We start from the raw sequence: 20,849 nt of genomic DNA, 5'->3' as shown, positions 1-20,849 counted from the left end.
TCACCGCGCCTCGCTCGCGAATTCCTTCCCTTTCCGATCTTCCTGTCTCAGCACGGGTGGCTTGCTGCTGCCCGGAGAACAACGATGACGTTTGACCGAATGTTGAATCTCCTCGCCCTTGCCCCCGCTCTTGGCTGGGCAGCGCTCCGGCGGGCCGCGGCCGTCGCCGGCCTGGGCCTGGGCCTGGCCGGCGCCGCGCACGCGCAGCTTGTCATCACCGGCATCCCGGACAGCCCGGACCCGGTGGCCGCGGGCGGCACCGTGACCTACACCGTGGGCATCGGCGATGCGACCGGCCTGGCGCGGAGCAACGTCACGCTGAACTTCGACGTCCCGGCCGGCGGGCGCTACGCCGGCACCGGCACGCTGCCCGCCGGCGTGAGCTGCGCGGGCATGGCCCTGAACCAGACCGGTCCCGGCACGCTCACCTGCACCGGCATCAACGTGCCCGCGCAGGCCACCGTGCACTTGCCGATCAAGCTGCGCACCCTGGCCGCCGGCACGCTGACCGTGACCGGCACCGTCGTCGGCGGCAGCTCGCAGAGCGAGACCACCACGGTCAACACCGGCGCGGACCTGCAGCTGGCCATCACGACGCCGGCCACGGCGGCGGCGGGCAGCACGCAGAACGTGCGCTTCACGGTGACCAACAACGGCCCCGACGCGTCACCCGGGTCCACGCTGTCCTACAACGTGCCGCCGGGCTTCGCGCTGACGGGCACGCCGGGCGGCTGCTCGCTGTCGGGCAACACGCTGAGCTGCGCCGTCGGCGCGATCGCCAATGGCGGCAGCAGCGTCATCACGGTGAGCGGCGTGATCGGCGCCGGCGGCAACTCCACGCTGACGCATGCGGCGGACGTCACCAGCGGTGGCGGCGTCGGCGACGGCGACAGCGCCAACAACGTGGACAGCGCCAGCACGTCGGTCACGCCCGGCACCAGCCTGTCGGTGACCAAGACCAAGTCGGTGGCCGATCCGGTGCAGACCGGGCAGGCCTTCAACTTCCAGTTCGCGGTGCGCTACAGCGGCGACTTCCCGAGCGCCGCGCAACTGACCGACAACCTGCCGGCCAACTTCTGCGCCGCCGCGCCCGCGACCTTCAGCAGCGGCGGCTGGACCTGCACCGCGTCGAGCACCTGTCCCTCCGCCGGCGGCACGCTGAGCTGCACGCGCGGCGGCACCGGCAGCGCGGGCAACAACGCCTCGCTGGGCACGATCAATGCGCCGGTGCAGGCGCTGACCAGCGGCATCGGCATCGTCAACACCGCGACGGTGAGCGCCGCCGGCGCCGCGCCGGTCAACGGCTCCGTCAACACGACCGTGGTCGATCCGGCCGCGGACCTGCGCGCCAACAAGGGCAAGAGCTGGCCGCAGGCCGCCGTGCCGGTGGGCCAGGCCTTCAACTACACGATCTCGACCACCAACCTCGGCCCGAGCGCGATCCCGTCCTCCGGCACGATCACGCTGACCGACACGGTCCCCGCCAACCTGCAGGTCAACGGCATCACGCCGCCGGCCGGCTTCAGCTGCCTGTCCTCGGCCGGCGGCGCCTTCCCGCAGGCCGGTCCTCTCACCATCACCTGCACGAGCAGCAACCTCGCGCTGGGCGTCGGCGCGACGACCAGCAACGTCACGATCAACGCGCAGGCGACCGCCGCGGGCGGCACGCTGGTCAACCAGATGTGCGTGAGCTCGGGCAACGCGCCGGCGGACAACGTCTCCGCCAACGACTGCGCCAGCGTCGGCGTGAACCCGCAAGCCAACGGCGCGCAGGCCGATGTCTCGGTGCTCAAGCGCGTCGTGGGCCTGGGCGACAGCGCCGGCAACCGCCAGGAGGCGGGCTCGCCCATCGTGTGGGAGATCGAGGTCGTCAACGCCGGCCCGCAGGCGGCCACCAACGTCGCCGTCACGGACACCTTCAACAACGTCTTCAACGCCAGCCCCGCGCAGTACGCGCTGAACGCGATCGCCGGCAGCGCCACGATGGGCAGCTGCGGCCTGTCGCCGTCGGCGTCCGCGGTGTCGCTGAACAACTGCACGATCGCCGCGCTGCCGGTGTGCACCGCCGGCGTCGATTGCCCGCGCCTGCAGGTGACGGTGCGCCACTTCGGCGACGGCACCGTGTCGGATCCGCAGTTCACGGTGAACAACACGGCCTTCGCGCTCGCGCAGAACGAGGCCGATCCCAACCTCACGAACAACAACGCCAACAACAACACGCCGGCGATCGCCTATTTCATCGCGCGCGCCGACGTGGCGGTCACCAAGACCGACAACCCGGACCCGGTGTCCGCCGGCCAGCTGCTGACCTACACCATCACCGCCAGCAACCCGTCGGCGACCAGCGCGAGCCGCGCCTACAACGTCGCCATCAACGACACGCTGCCGGCCGGCCTGGTGTTCCTGTCGGCCACCGCCAACGGCGGCGGCTCCTGCACCGCCACGCCCGCCGCGGGCAGCGCCACGGGCCCGGGCAACAACGCGCTGGTGTGCGGCTGGAGCTCGATCGGACGCGGCTCGCAGCAGACCGTCACGGTGCGCGTGCGCGCCAGCGCCGCGCTGGCCGCGTCGCTCGGCGGCAGCGGCACCATCACCAACACGGTGACGGTGTCCACGAGCACGCCGGAGATCGCCGGCGGCGCCGCCAACAACACCGCGACGCAGGACACCACGGTGACCTCGCCGGCCTACGACCTGATCGTCAACAAGGTCGACGACGTGGACCCGGTCAACGTCGGCGACAACGTCACCTACACGCTGACCGTCACCAACAACGGTGGGTCGACGGGCGAGAACGTCGTGCTCACCGACACGCTGCCCGCCGGGGCCGGCGCGCCGACCTTCGCCGGTCTGGTGACGCCGCTGCCCGCGGGCGTGATCTGCAACACCGCCGGCGTGACCGTCGGCGCGGCCGGCGGCAGCCTCAGCTGCACCATCGCCAGCCTGGGCGGCAGCGGCGGCGGCGCGACCGGCGAGGTCAACTCGGTGCAGGTGCGCGTGCGCCTGCAGGGCGCCGACAAGGGCACCTACACCAACGCGGCCTCGGTGCGCTTCGCCAACGCGGCGCTGGACGCCTTCGATCCGCAGGCCAACAACAACGCCACGGAGCCGACCACCTTCCGCTACAAGGCCGACGTGCAGGCCGTGGACAAGGCGGCCGTCATCAGCGGCACCAGCACGCCGCTGGCCACCGCCGCGCAGGGCCAGGCCTTCGACTGGCTGATCCACGTGCGCAACAACGGCCCGCAGGCGGCCGAGCTCACCCAGGTCGCCGACACGCTGCCCGCCGGGCTGCAGCTGGCCGGCACGCCGGTGTTCACCGTGACCGCCGGGACCTTCACGCCGGCGGCGCCGAGCTGCACCGGCAGCGCCGGCGCCACCGCCACCACGTGCGCGATCGCCAGCATGCCTTCCGGCGGCGCGGCCACGCTGCGCATCCCGGTGCGGGTGGTGGGCTCGCCGGCCAACGGCACGGTGCTGAGCAACACCGCCACCATCGTGACGACCGGATCGGGCGACACCAATGGCGGCACCGATCCCAACGGCGGCAACAACTTCGCCACCGGCACGATCACCGTGCAGACCGCGACCTTGTCGGGCCGCGTCTATGACGACCTGAACGGCAACGGCCAGGCCGACGCGGGCGAGCCTGGCATCGCCGGCGTGACGCTGACGCTGACCGGCACCGATGGCACCGGCACGCCGGTCAGCCGCACGGTCACGACCGATGCGGCGGGCGCCTGGAGCTTCTCCGTCCCGGCCGGCACCTACGCCGTCACCGAGACGCAGCCCGCGGCCTATCTGCCGGGCATCACGCGCGCCGGCGGCGCCAGTGGCGCGGGCAGCAGCGCCGGCAACGTGCCGGCCAGCGGCGCGGGCGTCACCAGCGGCCCCAACGGCTCCAACGCCAACGTGATCCAGAACGTGGTGCTGGGCGCGGGCGGCAGCTCCACCGGCAACCTGTTCGGCGAAGTGCGTGCCGCCTCGGTGGCGGGCCGCGTCTATCAGGATCGCGACTACAACGGCGCGCTCGGCGCGAGCGAGCCCGGCATCGCCGGCGTGACGCTGCAGCTCACCGGCACCGATCAATTCGGCAATGCCGTCAGTGCCAGCACCACCACCGCGGCCGATGGCAGCTATGCCTTCGCCACGCTGACGCCCGGCACCTACACGGTGACCGAGCCCACGCAGCCCGACGGCTTCGCCGATGGCAGCGAGACCGCCGGCACGGCCGGCGGCAGCACCGCCGTCAATGACCGCATCTCCGGCATCGCGCTCGGCAGCGGCACCGCCGCCACCGGCTACCACTTCGGCGAGCGCCTGCCGCGCGTGACGGTCCGCGTCTTCGAGGACGCCGACAACGACGGCCTGCCCGCCGCGGGCGACGCTGGCATCACCGGCGTGACGCTGCACCTGACGGGCACCTCCAGCACGGGAGCGCCGGTCGACATCGCCGCGACGCCGATCGCAGGCCAGCCGGGCCACTACGAGTTCCTCAACGTGCCGCCGTCGGCGCCTGGCGGCTACGCGATCACCGAGACGCAGCCCGCGACCTACGCGCCGGGCAAGGCCAACCCGAACGGCCATGCCGGCACAGCGCAGCCGGGCGGCAACGTGATCCAGGGCGTGGTCATCCCGCTGACCGGCACGCCGGCCAGCGTGGGCGACTACCTGTTCGGCGAGCTCACCAGCAGCCAGGTGCGCGGCCGCAGCTTCTACGACCGTGACGGCGACGGCAGCCAGGGCGCCACGTCGAACGAACCCGGCCTCCCCGGCGTGACGATCACGCTGACCGGCACCGACGCCAACGGCAACACCGTGTCGGCCACCGCCGTCACCGATGGCAACGGCGACTACGTCTTCGACAAGGTCGCGCCCGGCACCTACACCGTGACCGAGACGCGTCCGGCCGGCTACCTGCCGGGCCTGACCCGCGCGGGCACGGTCACTGGCGCCGGCTCGGCGCCGGGCAGCGTGCCCGCCAGCGGCGCGGGCATCGACGCGGGCCCGTCGGGTTCCAACGCGCCGGTGATCCAGCAGATCCGCCTGGGCGCGCCGGGCTCGAGCTCGAGCGGCAACAACTTCGCGTCGGTGCGCGCGGCCTCGCTGTCGGGCCATGTCTATGCCGACATCGCGCCGGCCAACGGCCAGCGCGACGCGGGCGAGCCGCCGATGCCCGGCGTGACGGTGACGCTGAGCGGCACCGACTTCCTCGGACGCGCCGTGACCAAGACGCTGACGACCGCGGCCGACGGCGGCTTCACCGCCACCGGCCTGCTGCCGGGGCGCTATCAGCTCGACGAGACGCAGCCCGCCGGCACCGGCGATGGTCCGGAGCATCTGGGTCTGGTCGGCGGCACGCCGCGCGGCACGGCCAATCCGGGCGGCGTGAACGACCGGTTCGGCGACATCGCGCTGGCCTCGGAAGAGGCCGGCACGGACTACGACTTCGGCGAGCGCGGCGGCCAGATCTCCGGCCACGTCTATGTCGACAGCAATGGCAACGGCCAGCGCGACGCGGGCGAGCCGCCGATCGCGGGCGTGGCGCTGACCCTGAGCGGCACCAGCGCCGGCGGGCTGCCCGTCAAGCTGAGCGCCGTCACCGGCGCCGATGGGCAATACCTCTTCGACGGCGTGCTGCCGTCCGACGCGGCGGGCTACGTGATCACCGAGACGCAGCCGGTGACCTACGCCGACGGCGCGGAGACCGTGGGCCGCCTCAACGGCACGGCGGCGGGCACGCTCGCCGGCAACGACCGCATCGGCGGCCTGGTCTACACCGGCGGCTCGGGCGAGGGCTACGACTTCGGCGAGCAGGGCGCCTCGATCGCCGGCACCGTGTTCAACGACGTCAATGGGAATGGCAAGCGTGAGCCGGGCGACCTGCCGCTGGCCGGCGTGACGCTGACGCTGACCGGCACCGATGCCTCGGGCCAGCCGGTCACGCGCAGCACCGTCACGGCGCGCGATGGCAGCTACCGCTTCGTCGACCTGCCGCTGGACAACGGCGCGGGCTTCACCCTCGTGCAATCGCCGGTGCCGGGTTCCACCCACGCCGGCGAGACGCCGGGCTCGCTGGGCGGCAGCGTGCCGGCCCCGGGCCGTCTCAACGTGAAGCTGCCCGCCGTGGCGGCGAATGGCACCGGCTACGACTTCTTCGAGAAGTCGACCTCGCCGGCCGCGGTGAGCGGCCGCATCTGGCGCGACACCGACCACGACCGCCAGGCCGGCAACGGCGAGCCCGCCGTCGCGGGCTGGACCGTGGAACTGGTGGCCTGCCTGGACGGCGGCACCGGCTGCGCCAACACCGGCGCGCAGGTGCTCGATACCCGCGTCACCGCGGCCGATGGCAGCTATCGCTTCGACAACGTCGTGCCGGGCGCCTATCAGGTGCGCTTCCGCGATCCGCAGGGCCATCTGGTGGGCGGCGCGTGGCCGACCGATCCGGCGCTGAACGGCCCTGGCGGCGCCTTCCCGACCGTCGCGGGCATGACCCCGCGCGGCTGGATTCCGCTGACCGTCGGCGCGGGCACGGCCGTGGTCCGCCAGGACCTGCCGCTCGATCCGGGCGGCGTGGTGTACGACAGCCTGAGCGCCCAGCCGGTCCCCGGCGCGGTGGTCGCGCTGAATGGCCCGGCCGGCTTCGATGCGGCGCTGCACCTGCTCGGCGGCAACGCCGCGATCACGACCGGCCCGGACGGCGCGTACCAGTTCTTCCTGCTGCCGGGCGCGCCGGCCGGCCTGTACACGGTGACGATCACGCCGCCGGTCAGCTACCTGCCGTCGGTGACCTATCCGGCCTCGGTCGGACCGCTGGACGCGCTGAACTGCAGCGCGCCGGGCGCGCCGCTGATCCGCGACAGCGAAGCCTGCGTCATCACCGGCGCCGCGGTGCCGGTGGCCGGCCCGGCCGCGCCTTACTTCCTGAAGTGGCAGTCGGGTGCGAACGCGCGGCCGGTGGTCAACAACCACATCCCGCTGGACCGCGAGGGCGACGGCACGGCCATCGAGCTGCGCAAGTCGACCTCCAAGCTGACGGTGAAGAAGGGCGAGCCGGTGCCGTACGTGATCACCGCGCGCAACGCGAGCAGCGGCCCGATCGGCAACGTCGCGCTGCTGGACACGCTGCCCCCGGGCTTCAAGTACCTGGATGGCTCGCTGACGGTGCAGACGCTGCCCGGCGGCCCGATCGTGGCGGTGAAGCCCACGATCGTGGGACGTCAGCTGACGCTGGCCGGCCAGTCCTTCCTCACCGGCGAGACCAAGCGCGTCTCGATGGTGCTGGCGGTGGGCGTGGGCGTGGGCGAAGGCCAGTACGTCAACAGCGTGGTCGCCACGCAGGGCACCGGCGGCCGCGCGCTGTCCAACACGGCCACCGCGTCGGTGCGTGTCGTGCCGGATGCGCTGTTGGACTGCACCGACGTCATCGGCAAGGTCTACGACGACCGCAATGCCAACGGCGTGCAGGACGAGGGCGAGCCCGGCATCCCGAACGTGCGCATCGCCACCGTCAACGGCCTGCTGGTGAGCAGCGATGCCGAGGGCCGCTATCACATCGCCTGCGCGGCGGTGCCGAAGGAGGGCACCGGCAGCAACCTGGTGCTGAAGGTCGATGAACGCACGCTGCCCTCGGGCTACCGCGTGACGACCGAGAACCCGGCGTCCGAGCGCGCCACGCGCGGCAAGGCGATCAAGGTGAACTTCGGCGCCACCGTGCACCGCGTCGTGCGGCTGGACCTGAAGGCGGCCGCCTTCGCCGACGGCCAGCTCGCGCTGCTGCCGGCGCACGAGGCGCGGCTGGACCAGGCGGTGGCGGCGCTGACGGAGCGGCCCTCGATCCTGCGCCTGGCCTACCAGCCGGCGGCGGACGAGCCGCGCGCGCTCGGCGACGAGCGGATCGCGGCGCTCAAGGCCGGACTGCTGGCGCGCTGGAAGGCGCTCGGCCAGTCGCAGGGCCGCAGCCTGTTCAACCTGGACATCGAGGTCGAGCGCGTGCCGGCCTTGCTGAACCGCTGACAAGGGGGACGCCATGACGAGGTCCCTGTCTTCTCCCTTCTTTCGCGCCACTCGCATGACCCGATCCACATTCCCCCGCGCGGCCCTGGCCAGCGCCGCGGCCGCCGCCTGCCTGGCCATCGGCCTGCCGGCCGCGGCCCAAGACGGCGCGCCGGCCCGCCGCGATGACGGCGCCTGCCACGCCGACGCGCGCGGCCGCTTCAGCGACCGCTGCGCGGCCGACCCGCGCGCCGTCGAGATCGATGGACGCGACCACCTGCCGGCCTCCAGCGAGCGCGAGCTGCCCAAGCTCACCGTGATCCTGGGCGATCCGCGCGCGCTGCGGGAGCGGCGCGACGAGACGACGCGCACCGTGCCCGGCACCTCGCAGCCGCGCGAGGAGTCGCACACGCCGCACTTCGACTCGGGCGAGGACCTGCTCAAGCCCGAGGACAAGGCGCGGCTGGACGCGATCGTCGCGCAGGTGCGCGGCCGCGAGGGCCTGCGCTTCGAGATCGTCGGCCATACCGACGTGCAGCGCATCAAGCCTGAACTGCGTCCGCGCTTTCCGGACAACCAGGCGCTCGGCCTGGCGCGCGCGCAGCAGGTGGGCCGCTACCTGACGCAGCAGCTGGGGCTGCCGGCGGACGCCTACGCGGCCGACTCGCGCGGTCCGGATGAGCCGCTGGCCTCGCCGCGGGAGGACCGCGCGAACTGGTCCGCCAACCGGCGCGTCGAGGTGCGCGTGTACTGGAAGGAGACGGCGCCCGCCAAGGTGGAGACGGTGTCCAGCGTTACGCTGGTCGACCCGAGCGCCTGCGCCATGCTGACGCCGTACGCGCCCGACGACGCGGCGCTGCGGCTGACGATCGACGGCCAGCCGGTGGTGGGCGCGGACAGCGCCAGCGCCGATCGCCAGCGCTGCATCGACGTGCGGCTCGAGCGCGACCGCCTGCGCCTGCAGTACGACAACCTGGTGCAGCTGCGCCGCCTGAACGGCACGGCCTGGCCCGCGACCGCGGTGCCCGGCGACACGGTGCGCTTCAATGGCTACAGCAACTACCGGCTGTTCCTGGCGCGCGGCGAGCTGCGCGTGTTCAGCGCCGATGGCGAGATGCGGCCGCAGCTGCTGGCCACCGTGCCGCTGGACAGCGAGCTGCGCGCGGCCTGGACCGTGCCCGCCGAGTGGGCGCAGGGGCCGATGGCGCGCCGCAAGCTCTACTGGCGCGTGCGGGTCTACGACCGCGACGGCCGCTTCGACGAAACCGACGACATCCCGCTGGCGCTGGCCGATCGCCACGCGCCGGGCTTCGAGCAGGAGCCGACCGAGGCGCAGCGCCTGCTGGCGGGCTATGGCGAGAGCCGGCTGTCCATCGCCAACATCCCGGTCACCGGGGGCACGGTGACGGCCAGCGGCGAGGGCATCGCCGCCGGCGAGCAGGTGAGGGCGCTGGGACTGGCGGTGCCGGTCGATGCGCAGGGCCGCTTCGTGATGCAGCAGCTGGTGCCGCGCCGCGTGCAGACCGGCGAGATCGTCGTGCGCGGCACCGATGGCCAGGAGCGGATCTACCGCCGCGACTTCGAGCTGCCGCCGCAGGACTTCTTCTTCGTCGGTCAGGCGGACTTCACCGTCGGCCATGACCGCACCAGCGGCCCCGCCGCGCTGGTGACGCAGGAGCGCAACCGCTACAACAACGACACCTGGACCGAAGGGCGCCTGGCCTTCTACGGCAAGGGCCTGCTGGACGAGCGCTGGACGCTGACGGCGAGCCTCGACACCGAGGAGCGCCCGCTGGGGGAGCTCTTGCGCAACCTCGACCGCAAGGACCCGACCTCGCTGTTCCGCCGCATGGATCCGGTGGACAGCTGGGGCACCTTCGGCGACGACTCGACCAGCGTCGAGGACGCGCCCACGCAGGGACGCATGTACCTGCGCGTGGACGACGGCCGCTCGCATGCGATGTGGGGCAACTTCAAGATCAACCTGGGCGCCGACAACACGCTGGCGCAGATCAACCGCGGGCTGTATGGCTTGAAGGGCCACCTCGTCGGCGAGGAGGCGACCAGCTTCGGCGACGCGCGCTTCACCGCCGACCTGTACGCGGCCGAGCCCGGCACGCTGGCCGCGCGCGAGGAGTTTCGCGGCACGGGCGGCTCGCTGTACTACCTGCGCCACCAGGACGTGAGCCGCGGCGCCGAGAAGGTGTGGCTGGAGATCCGTGATCGCGATTCCGGCTTCGTGCTGCAGCGCCGCGCGCTGATCCCGGGCAGCGACTATGACGTCGACTACCTGCAGGGGCGGGTGCTGCTGACCTCGCCGCTGCCCAGCCTGGCCGACAACGGCCAGCTGGTGCGGGCGGGCGGCCTGAGCGGCCAGCCGGCCTTCCTGGTGGTGGACTACGAGTACACGCCGCTGTCGGGCGATCTCGACACGCTGGCGGCGGGCGGCCGCGCGGCCTGGTGGGTGACGGACGCGGTGCGCGTCGGCGTCACCGCCGCGAAGCAGAAGCAGACCGGCGGCGACCAGCGCCTGGGCGGCGTGGACCTGCTGCTGCGCAAGAGCGAGAACACCACGCTGAAGATCGAGGCCGCGCGCAGCGACGGTCCCGGCATTGGCACGACCAGCTCGCTCGACGGCGGCTTCGGGTTCTCGCAGAACACGCTGGCCAGCGACACGCGCGGCGCGAATGCGTGGCGCGTCGAAGGGCAGGCGGACCTGGCCGATCTCGGCGCGGCCAAGAGCGGACATGTCGGCGCCTATGCGCAGCTGCGCGAGGCCGGCTTCTCGGCGCCCGGACAGGTCGCGTCCAACGAGACGCGGCAGGCCGGCGTCAGCGTGACCGCGCCGGTGAGCGAGCAGGTCGAGCTGCGGCTCAAGGGCGATCACAAGGACGAGCTCAACGGCTACAACACCGATGCCGGCGAGGCGCAGCTGGCCTGGCGCGTCGACGAGCGCTGGACCGTCAGCGGCGGACTGCGGGCCGACCGCAAGTCCACCGACACGGTGAACACCTCGCCGCTGCTGCCCGGATCGGGCGTGGTCAGCGGCGAGCGCGCCGACGCGGCCGTGCAGGTCGACTACGAGAGCGGGCAGGGCTGGGGCGTGTACGGCTTCGGACAGAAGACGGTGGACCGCACGGGCACGCGGCAGGACAACGACCGGCTGGGCGCGGGCGTGCGCTATCGCGTGAACGACAAGCTGTCGCTGCGGGGCGAGGCCTCGGGCGGCAACGGCGGCGCGGCGGGCAAGGCGGGCGTCGACTACCAGTACGACGACCGCTCCAACGTCTACGTCACCTACGCGCTGGACACCGGCCGCACCGACGAGACCTTGAACGCGCGCGGCGGCACGCTGGTCGGCGGCATCAAGTCGCGGCTGGCCGATGGCTTGAGCGCCTACACCGAGCACAAGCAGACGACCGGCGTGCTGAGCGGCCTGACGCATGCCTACGGCGTGCAGTACGCGCCGGACGATCGCTGGACGCTGGCGGTGAGCGCGGAGAACGGGCGGCTGGAGTCGGAGAACGCGGGGCAGACCGATCGCGAGGCGCTCGGGTTCTCGGTGGGCTTCAGCGACGCGAGCCTGAAGTACGCCGGCGGCGTGGAGTACCGGCGCGATCGCACCGGGCTGGACACGCGCCGCAGCTGGCTGCTGAAGAACTCGGTCAGCGTGCAGGATGGTCCGAACGCGCGCTGGCTGGGCAAGCTGAACTGGGCGGACAGCGACAGCGCGGCGAGCGCGCTGGCCGCGGCCAAGTACACCGAGGCGGTGCTGGGCTACGCGTTCCGGCCGGTGAGCAACGACAAGCTCAACGTGCTGCTGAAGTACACCTACCTGTACGACCTGTCGTCGCCGGGGCAGGTGGTGGCGACCGACGTGACGCAGACGACGGTCAGCACGACGGGCATCGACTACCAGCAGCGCAGCCAGGTGGCGGCGGTGGACGCGACCTATGACGTCAGCGCGCGATGGACCATCGGCGGCAAGCTGGCCTGGCGCGTCGGCGAGCTGCGGCCCAGCCGCGACGACAGCGCGCCGTGGTTCAAGAGCAGCGCGCAGCTGGCGATCGCGCGGGTGGACTGGAAGGTGGTGCGGCGCTACGACTGGCTGCTGGAGCTGCGCATGCTGCGGGCCGGCGAGCTGAGCGAGCGCAAGACGGGTCTGCTGACGGCGGGGTACTACCACGTCAACGAGAACTTCAAGGTGGGGCTGGGCTACAACTTCACCGACTTCTCGGATGACCTGACGGACCTGAGCTACCGCAGCCGCGGGGTGTTCCTCAACATGCTGGGGAAGTTCTAGGGCCCGCCGCGCCTTCGAAAGCAATTGGCCTGACCAAAAGTTTCAAAAACCTTGTATTAATTGGCATAAACCCCATATTTCGCACGGGAGGTTAACAATGAACATGCAGCTGTTCCGTTTTGGTATGACCAAATCATGCCGTGGCGCTTGTCCGACCTGAAGCGAGGCAGCCAACGCGGAATGTCCTGTCAACACGCCGGCGCCTGACCGGCACCTGGAGACAAACCGCATGAAGACCTGGATCCTCGCGCCCCTGGTGGCGTCCGTTCTGGTGCTCACGGGCGCCCCCCACGCCCAAGCCCAGTCCTACCGCTGGAGCAACGTCGCCATTGGCGGCGGCGGCTACGTGACCGCCGTCATTCCCAGCAAGACGCAGCGCAACCTGTTTTACGCCCGTACCGACGTGGGCGGCGCCTACCGATGGGACGTCACGAACGCGAAGTGGATTCCACTGCTGGACGGCTTCTCCCAAGATGACGTCGGCCTCTATCACGTGGAGTCGCTGGCGCTGGATCCGAACAACAGCGCGGTCGTCTACGTCGTCGCCGGCGTGCCTTACTTCAGCAATGGCAAGACGGTGGTGATGCGCTCCACCGACTATGGCGCCACCTGGAGCCGCATCACGGACGTGAGCAACCTGTGGCGTGCCAATGGCAATGGCATGGGCCGCGGCAACGGTGAGCGGCTGCAGGTGGACCCCGGCAACGGCAACGTGGTCTACGCCGGCTCGCGCGCCAACGGCCTCTTCAAGAGCACAGACGCTGGCGCCACCTTCTCGCGCGTGGCGTCGCTGCCCGTGACGGCCACTCCCAACGGCGCGGGCGTCGCTTTCGTCCTGATGGACCCCACCAGCGTCCTCAACGGCGCTGCCCAGCGCATCTTCGTGGGCGTGTCGCGCTACGGTTCGGTGGGTACCAATTTCTACCGCAGCGACAACGGCGGCGCCAGCTTCACGGCGGTGCCCAACGCACCTGCCGCCTACCTGCCGCAGCGTGCAGCGCTGGCCAGCGACGGCAATCTCTTCGTCACCTACGCCAACGGCGCCGGTCCGAGTCCCGACGGCAACGGCGGCACGAACGTGAACCCGGCCGAGCCGCTGGATGCCGGCCAGGTGTGGAAGTACAACGTCGCCAGCGGCAGCTGGACCAACGTGACGCCGAGCGGCACCACCCGCCCGTTCTCCGGCATCTCGGTGGACCCGGCCAACGCCCAGCGCGTCATCATTTCCACGAGCAACACGTGGATGCAACAGAACCCCAACGTCTGGGGTGACCATTTCTTCCTCTCCACCAACGGCGGCGCCACCTGGACCGACCTGGTCGCCAAGGGCTACAGCCTGGACCCCAACGGTGTGAGCTGGATCTCGACCGAGTCCATCCACTGGGCCACCGACATCGAGTTCGATCCCTTCGACAGCAAGGCCGCCTGGGTCACGTCCGGCAACGGGGTTTTCCGTTCCGCCAACGTCGACGCCGCGGCCCCGGCCTGGACCTTCACGGTCAAGGGCCTGGAGGAGACTGTGCCGCTGGGTGTGGTGAGCGTGCCGGGCGGGCCGCTGGTCTCCGTCATCGGTGACTTCGACGGTTTCCGCCACACCGGCAGCATCGACAGCTACGGTCAGGTCCACAACCCGCGCATCGGCACCACCTCGGGCCTGGCCGTCGCAGCGGGCGCGACCGCGACGATGGTGCGCGTGGGCAACTCGATGAAGCGCTCCAGCGACACCGGCGTCACGTGGACGGACGTTCCCGGCATCAAGGGCACCGCCGGCACCGTCGCACTGGCCGCCAACGGCGGCGCTCTGCTGCACACCTTCAGGAACTCCGACGGCACCTACGCCACCTACCGGTCCACCAACTTCACGGCCGGCTCGCCGACCTGGACGGCCGTGGGCGGCCTGGGCACCGGAAGCATTGCTCCCGTGGCGGATCCCGTGAACTCGAACAAGTTCTACGTCTACGACAACGGCACCATCCGCGTCAGCACCAACGGCGGCGCCAACTTCAGCCCCACCGCCACCATCGCCCAATGGGGGTCGGCATTGCTGCGCACCGCCCCGGGCCGCGAAGGCGACGTTTGGGTGGCGCTGAACGGCAGCGGCCTGGCGCGCTCGACGAACTCTGGCAGCTCGTTCAGCACCATTGCCAACGTCAGCTATGCCGGCGCCGTCGGCTTCGGCAAGGCGATGAGCGGCTCCAGCTATCCCACCGTCTTCATCTGGGGCACGGTGGGCGCGGGCAAGCGGGGCATCTACCGTTCCACCGACGCCGGCGCAAACTGGGTGCGCATCAATGACGACACCCACCAGTTTGGCGGCCCCGGCAATGGCAGCCTGATCACCGGTGACATGAACACCGAGGGCCGCGTCTACATGAGCAGCGTCGGCCGCGGCCTCATCTATGGCGCCCCGGCAGGCGGCATGCTGCAGGCCCGCCACAGCAGCAAGTGCCTGGATGTGCAAGGCGCCAGCACCAGCTCCGGCACCACACTGATCCAGTGGGCCTGCAGCGGCACCGGCAACCAGCAGTGGAACTTCGAGGACGCCGGCGGCGGCTGGTCGCGCGTCAAGGTCAGCCATAGCGGCCAATGCCTGGATCTCGCCAGCCAGAGCACAGCCGGCGGCACCGCCCTCGTGCAGGCCGCCTGCAACGGCAACACCAGCCAGCAGTGGGCCACGGAGGACATGGGCAGCGGCTACTTCCGGCTCAAGTCGCGGTTCAGCGGCCTGTGCATGGACGTCAATGCGGCCAGCACGGCGGATGGCACCAGCGTGATCCAGTGGGCCTGCGGCACGGGCACCAACCAGCAGTGGAAGAACCTCTGATCGGCCTTGGAAGGTCCGAAATTCATTGGAACGTCGCCTCGGCCCCGGAAATGAAAAAGCCGCAAGGAGCAGAACTCCTTGCGGCTTTTCGAAGAGGTGGTCGGGGCGGCGGGATTCGAACTCGCGACCCTCTGCTCCCAAAGCAGATGCGCTACCAGGCTGCGCTACGCCCCGACGAAGCCGCAGATTGTAGCCTGGAATTTCCCTCCCTCTGAAGAACGATCCGAAGTCGCTCCTTCAGGGGCGTCGCGCTCAGCCCGACAGCTTCTGCGCGAACTGCCAGCCCAGCTCCGCCATTGGCTTCGCGCCGGCGCCAGCCTCGCGCGCCTGCGCGCTCGACGCCGTGCCGTCCTCCACCCGCTTGGCGATGCCCTGCAGGATCGCGCAGATCCGGAACAGGTTGTAGGCCAGGTAGAAGTTCCAGTCCTTCATCACCGCGCCCGCATCCCCGCGCCCGGTGCGCTCGCAGTAGCGGCGCACGTAGTCCAGCTCGCCGGGGATGCCCAGCGGCGCCAGGTCCACGCCGCCCAGCCCGCGCGCCGCGCCGCTCTTGCGGATGTGCCACGACATGCAGTGGTAGCTGAAGTCCGCCAGCGGATGCCCCAGCGTCGACAGCTCCCAGTCCAGCACAGCCAGCACCCGTGGCTCGGTTGGATGGAACACCAGGTTGTCCAGCCGGTAGTCGCCATGCACGATCGCCACCTCGCGCTCGTCCCGCGCGGAGTCCGGAATGTGCGCCGGCAGCCACTCGATCAACCGGTCCATCGCCTCGTTCGGGCCGGTGACCGTCGCCTGATACTGCTTGCTCCAGCGGCCGATCTGGCGCTCGAAGTAGTTGCCCGGCTTGCCGTAACCCTCCAGCCCCGCCGCGCGGAAGTCCACGCGATGCAGCGCCGCGATCACGCGGTTCATCTCCTCGTAGACCGCCCCGCGCTCCTGCGCCGACAGGCCCGGCAGCGTCTGGTCCCACAAGACCCGGCCCTGCATGAACTCCATGACGTAGAACGCGCGGCCGATGACGGCCTCGTCCTCGCACAGCGCCAGCATGCGCGGCACCGGCACGTCGCTGCCCGCCAGCGCCCGCATCACCGTGAACTCGCGCTCGATCGCGTGCGCCGACGGCAGCAGCTTCGCCACCGGCGCCGGCTTGGCCCGCATCACGTAGGTCGCGCCCGGCGTGATCAGCTTGTAGGTGGGATTGGACTGGCCGCCCTTGAACTGCTCGATCGTCAGCGGGCCGGCGAAGCCCTCGATCTCGCGCGCCAGCCAGGCGGCGAGCGCCTCGGCGGCTATCGGTTGCGACGGGGCACGGGTGCCGGTGAATGCATCGTCCACAAGGTCTCCTGAAGTGGTTCTCTACGGCTGTCTCGAGGCCTGGCCCGAGCGCTCCGCGGAGCACCCCGGCGCGCTCAGCGGTTGGCGATGGCCAGCAGCTTTTCCTTGCTCAACACCACCAGCCGCGTCGGCTCCACGCGCACCGCGCCTTCGCGCTCGAAGCCCTTGAGCTCCTGGTTCACGCGCTGCCGCGACGCGCCCAGCAGCTGCGCCAGGTCCTCCTGCGCCAGCTGCAGGCCGATGCGGATCTCCTCGCCCTGCGACACCCCGTAGCTGCGCGCCAGCAGCAGGATCTGCTTGGCCAGGCGCGAGGCCAGGGGCCGGGTGTTGAGGTCCTCGACCTGGTCGAACATCAGCCGCAGCCGCCGGCAGTTGAGCCGCAGCAGCGCCTCGTACAGCTCGGTGTGGCGCTGCAGCAGGTCCTTGAAATCGGGCTTGCGGATCACCAGCAGCGTCGTCTCGCCATGCGCGCTGGCATCGTGCGTGCGGGGCAGGCCGTCGAACAGCGCGATGTCCCCGAACCAGATGCCAGGCTCCACGTAGGTCAGCGTCACCTGCTTGCCCGACAGCGAGACCGAGCTCACCCGCACCGCGCCGCGCGCCACGCCGATCCATTCCTCGGCCGGCTCGCCGCGCACCGACATCAGCGCGCCGTCGGCGAGACGCCGGACCGTGGCGCGCGCCAGAATGTCGCTGCGCAGCGGCAGTGACAGCTTGGAAAACCACGGCCCCGACTCGATGTTGTTGCGTTCGGAAATTGTAAGAACCGAGCTGTTCATGCTTTGTCGCTGGCGTGACAGGCCAGCCGTCTCCTGTGGAAGATGCGGACGGACCGCGTGCGTCGCGGCCTCATGTGTCCTTATCCGGCCTATTGTGAAGGACGCGCGGCGACCCCGCCGGCGGCGCGCCGCGGCGCGAATGATGCGCGGGCGATGCGCATCCGGGGCGCGGGAGGGTCGCTTTTCCGGGTTTCTCCCTGGGAGCGCCGTGCTAGAGTGAAACGCAACTCCAACGAGCAAACAGCGGGAATGGATCGAGATCATCACGACCCGCGCGGCGTGTTGCCGGCGCATAGCGTTCTCGTGCTTGCCATCCTCATGGTGTCGGCGCCGGCCGCCTGGAGCCTCGGCGTCGGCCGCCCCCAGGCCGCGTCGTCCCTGGGGCAGCCGCTGAACCTGCTGTTCCCCGTCCAGCTCAATCCGGGCGAATCCCTCACCCCCGACTGCGTCCGCGCGGAAGTCTCCGCCGGCGACAACCCGCTCTCCGCCACCGGGCTGCACTGGCAGATCGAGGGCGAGCCCGGCCGCGTCACCGGCGTGCGGCTGCGCAGCGTGCAGCGCATCGACGAGCCCATCGTCGCCGTGCAGCTCAGCGTGGGCTGCGGCTCGCGGCTGACGCGCCAGTACACCGCCTTCATCGACCCGCCGGGCCTGAACGCCGAGCCCATGGCCGAGTCCGGCCCGCCGCCCGCGCCCGGCGTGTCGCCGGCGCTGCAGGCGCAGCGCGAGGGTCAGGTCGTGCGCACGCCCGAGGCCGCCGGGAATCGGACGCCGGCCTCGAGCGCCGATCTGGCGCTCGAGGCCGCGGCGAAGCCGGGTGGCGCGTCCGGCGCATCCGGCGCGGCCGAGCGCCCCCGCCGCGCGCGCCGCGCCCCGGAAGGCGCCGAGACCTCGCCGCGCGCGGCGGCGCCGCGGCCGCTCCGTGAGTCGAAGGCCAGCCGCGAGGCGTCAGCCGCCGCCCGCGCCTCGGCGCCGCGCCTGGCGCTCGAGCCCGCCGAGGTCTTGCAGAATCCTTCGCCCGCGCTGCTGGCCGCCGAGGCCGCCGCCAGCGCGGCGAGTGCCGCCGAGCAGGCGCGCGACCAGATGCTGGCGATGCAGAAGCAGATCGCCGACATGCAGGCCGAGCAGAAGCGCGCGCTGGCCGCGATGACCACGCTGCGGCAGGAGCTTCAGGCCGCGCGCGAGCAAGCTGCCCGCCAGGGCGGCGGCGCGTCGTCGGCCTGGCTGCTGGGCCTGAGCCTGCTGAGCCTGGCGCTGGCCGCGAGCAGCCTGCTGCTGTGGCGCAGCAACCGGCTGCAGAAGCGCGAGGCGCAGCACTGGCTGACCGACTCGCGGCACAGCGAGCAGGAGGCTGGCGAGCCGCAGCTGTCGCCCGTGCCGACGGGGCCATCGCCCTTCACGCCGACCGATCCGCAGAGCTCGCCGGCGCCGCTGATGTCGCATGTGTCGGTGGATGGGCCGCCGGTCTCGTCCGCGCCCACGACGATCCCGATGCCGCTGAACCTGGCCGAGGAGCCCGCGCGGCCCGCTCCGGTGATGCCCGCTCCGGTGATGCCCGCCCCGGTGATGCCCGCGCCGCTGACGCGCCTGCCGGCCCGGCCGCCGACCACGGCCGCCGACGACGCGCTGGACGCGCTCGCGGCGCTCGACGCGATGGAGCCGCTCAGCCTGCAGCTCGACCGCGACGAGACGCGCCCGGCCCCGTTCACCTCGGACCTCGGCGCGCCCGGCGGCATGGTGACCGTCGAGGAGCTGATCGACCTCGAGCAGCAGGTCGATTTCTTCATGGTGCTGGGTCAGGACGACGCGGCGATCGAGCTGCTGTCCTCGCGCTTGAATCTGCGCGACGCGGCCAGCGGGCTGCCATTCCTCAAGCTGATGGAGCTGTACCAGCGCCGCGGCGACCGCGAGGCCTTCGACCGCGTCGGCGCGCGCTTCGCCGAGCAGTTCCATGCGCGTGCGCCGTCCTGGAGCGACGATCTCAACGAGGGCGACGGCCTGGAAGGGCATCCGGAGCTGATCGACCGGCTCGAGGCCGCGTGGTCCGAGCCCGAGGGCAGCATGAGCCTGCTGCAGGACCTGCTGTCCAAGCATCAGGAGTACAGCGGCGATCTCGGCCTGCCGGCCTACCGCGACCTGCTGCTGCTCTACGCGGTGGCGCGCGATCGCGCCGAGCACGAGGTCGATGGCAACGAGATCGACGTGGTGCTGCCGCTGGACGCAACCTCGCATCCGGACCAGATGGCCACGATGGTGTGGCAGTCGCCGCCGTCCGCGCCGGGCGTGGCGGCGGCGCGGTCCAGCCTGACGCAGTCCATCGACCTGGACCTGTCGCTGGTCGAGGACGAGGCGCCGCGCGAGCCCAAGAGGCGCTAAGGCGCTGACGCGCTGAGGCGCTGAGGCGCTGACGCGCTGACGCGCTGAGAGGGCGGCCGCCCGGTCAGACCCTGCGCAGCCGCTCCAGCGCGAGGTCCAGGGTCTCGTCCTTCTTCGCGAAGCAGAAGCGGATCACCTTCGCGTCGCTGCCGCGGCTGTAGAACGCCGACAGCGGAATCGCGGCGACGCCGATCTCGCGCGTCAGCCACTGGCACATCGCCATGTCGTCCAGCGCGGCCAGCGGCGCCTGTAGCGCCCCGTAGTCGACGCTCTGGAAGTAGCTGCCGGGGCAGGGCCGCAGTGCGAAGCCGGTGCCGGCCAGGCCGGCGCGGAAGCGGTCGCGCTTGCGCTGGTAGAAGTCGCTCAGGCTCAGGTAGGGCGCCGGATCGCGCATGTAGGCGGCGATGCCGTGCTGCATCGCCGAGTTCACCGTGAACACGTTGTACTGGTGGACCTTGCGGAACTCCGCCATCAGCGGCGCCGGCGCCGCCACGTAGCCGACCTTCCAGCCGGTCACGTGATAGGTCTTGCCGAAGCTCGACACGACGAAGGCGCGCGCCGCCAGCTCGGGCAGCCGCGACACGCTCTGGTGCCGGCCGCCGTCGTAGACCATGTGCTCGTAGACTTCGTCGCTGATCAGCAGCGCCTCGGTGCCGTCGAGCAGGGCCGCGAGCTGGCGCAGCTCGTCCTCGCTCCACACCGCGCCGCTCGGGTTGTGCGGGCTGTTGATCATGATCGCGCGCGTGCGCGGCGTGATCGCGGCCCGGATGCGGTCGAAGTCCGGGCGGAAGCTCAGCGGATCCAGCGGAACCGGCACCATCACGCCGCCCGCCAGCGCGATGTTGGGCGCGTAGCTGTCGTAGGCGGGCTCCAGCACGATGACCTCGTCGCCGGGATGCACCACCGCCAGCAGCGCCGTCAGGATCGCCTGCGTCGCGCCGGCGGTGACGGTGATCTCGCTGTCCGCGTCGTAGGCGTGGCCGTAGAGCGTGTCGATCTTCGCGGCGATCGCCTGGCGCAGCGCCGGCACGCCCGGCATCGGCGGGTACTGGTTGTGACCCGCGCGCATCGCGGCGTTCACCGCGTCCAGCAGCGCCGGGTCACCCTCGAAATCGGGGAAGCCCTGGCCCAGGTTGACCGCCTGGTGCTGCTGCGCCAGCGCCGACATGACGCTGAACACCGTCACCCCCAGATGGGGCAGGCGGCTCGCGGGAACGGGGGTGTGGACGCGCATGGT

7 protein-coding genes and 1 tRNA gene are annotated in these 20,849 nt (G+C 71.4%); 4 read left to right on the top strand and 4 right to left on the bottom strand.

Annotated features, from left to right (window positions below):
• The first annotated feature begins 99 nt into the window (after positions 1 to 99).
• From ACEN96_RS18405 to ACEN96_RS18395, 3 genes are all read left to right on the top strand, one after another.
• Positions 100 to 8,016 (top strand): SdrD B-like domain-containing protein, encoded by a 7,917-nt coding sequence (locus ACEN96_RS18405; RefSeq protein ID WP_495584517.1) that lies wholly within the window; start codon positions 100 to 102, stop codon positions 8,014 to 8,016.
• Between the two features lie 55 nt (positions 8,017 to 8,071).
• Entirely contained in the window at positions 8,072 to 12,298 is a 4,227-nt protein-coding gene (locus tag ACEN96_RS18400) for an OmpA family protein (protein WP_495584516.1), read from the top strand.
• 229 nt (positions 12,299 to 12,527) lie between these two features.
• The gene (locus tag ACEN96_RS18395) at positions 12,528 to 15,122 is read left to right on the top strand and encodes an RICIN domain-containing protein (protein WP_495584515.1); all 2,595 of its coding nucleotides are present in this window, start codon (positions 12,528 to 12,530) and stop codon (positions 15,120 to 15,122) included.
• Positions 15,123 to 15,219: 97 nt separating this feature from the next.
• Here ACEN96_RS18395 and ACEN96_RS18390 read toward each other — a convergent pair.
• The 3 genes from ACEN96_RS18390 to ACEN96_RS18380 all read right to left on the bottom strand — a co-directional run bounded on the left by ACEN96_RS18390 (position 15,220) and on the right by ACEN96_RS18380 (position 17,236).
• A tRNA-Pro gene (locus ACEN96_RS18390) sits at positions 15,220 to 15,296 on the bottom strand.
• Between the two features lie 78 nt (positions 15,297 to 15,374).
• On the bottom strand, positions 15,375 to 16,457 hold the full coding sequence (locus tag ACEN96_RS18385) for a phosphotransferase family protein (RefSeq protein ID WP_495584514.1): 1,083 nt from the start codon (positions 16,455 to 16,457) through the stop codon (positions 15,375 to 15,377).
• Positions 16,458 to 16,531: 74 nt separating this feature from the next.
• The gene (locus tag ACEN96_RS18380; RefSeq protein WP_495584513.1) at positions 16,532 to 17,236 is read right to left on the bottom strand and encodes a Crp/Fnr family transcriptional regulator; all 705 of its coding nucleotides are present in this window, start codon (positions 17,234 to 17,236) and stop codon (positions 16,532 to 16,534) included.
• Between the two features lie 303 nt (positions 17,237 to 17,539).
• On the opposite strand from ACEN96_RS18380, the gene ACEN96_RS18375 reads away from it, so the two are divergent.
• Positions 17,540 to 19,612, top strand: coding sequence for a type IV pilus assembly protein FimV (locus ACEN96_RS18375; RefSeq protein WP_495584512.1), 2,073 nt, complete (start codon positions 17,540 to 17,542; stop codon positions 19,610 to 19,612).
• 64 nt (positions 19,613 to 19,676) lie between these two features.
• Here the strand turns inward: ACEN96_RS18375 and ACEN96_RS18370 are convergent, their stop codons facing one another.
• Complete coding sequence (locus ACEN96_RS18370) at positions 19,677 to 20,846, bottom strand: pyridoxal phosphate-dependent aminotransferase (protein WP_495584511.1); 1,170 nt, start codon at positions 20,844 to 20,846, stop codon at positions 19,677 to 19,679.
• Between the last annotated feature and the right edge of the window lie 3 nt (positions 20,847 to 20,849).

This window comes from Roseateles sp. Mitsp63 (genome assembly GCF_059491535.1).
This window is presented reverse-complemented; position numbering and strand designations above follow the sequence as displayed.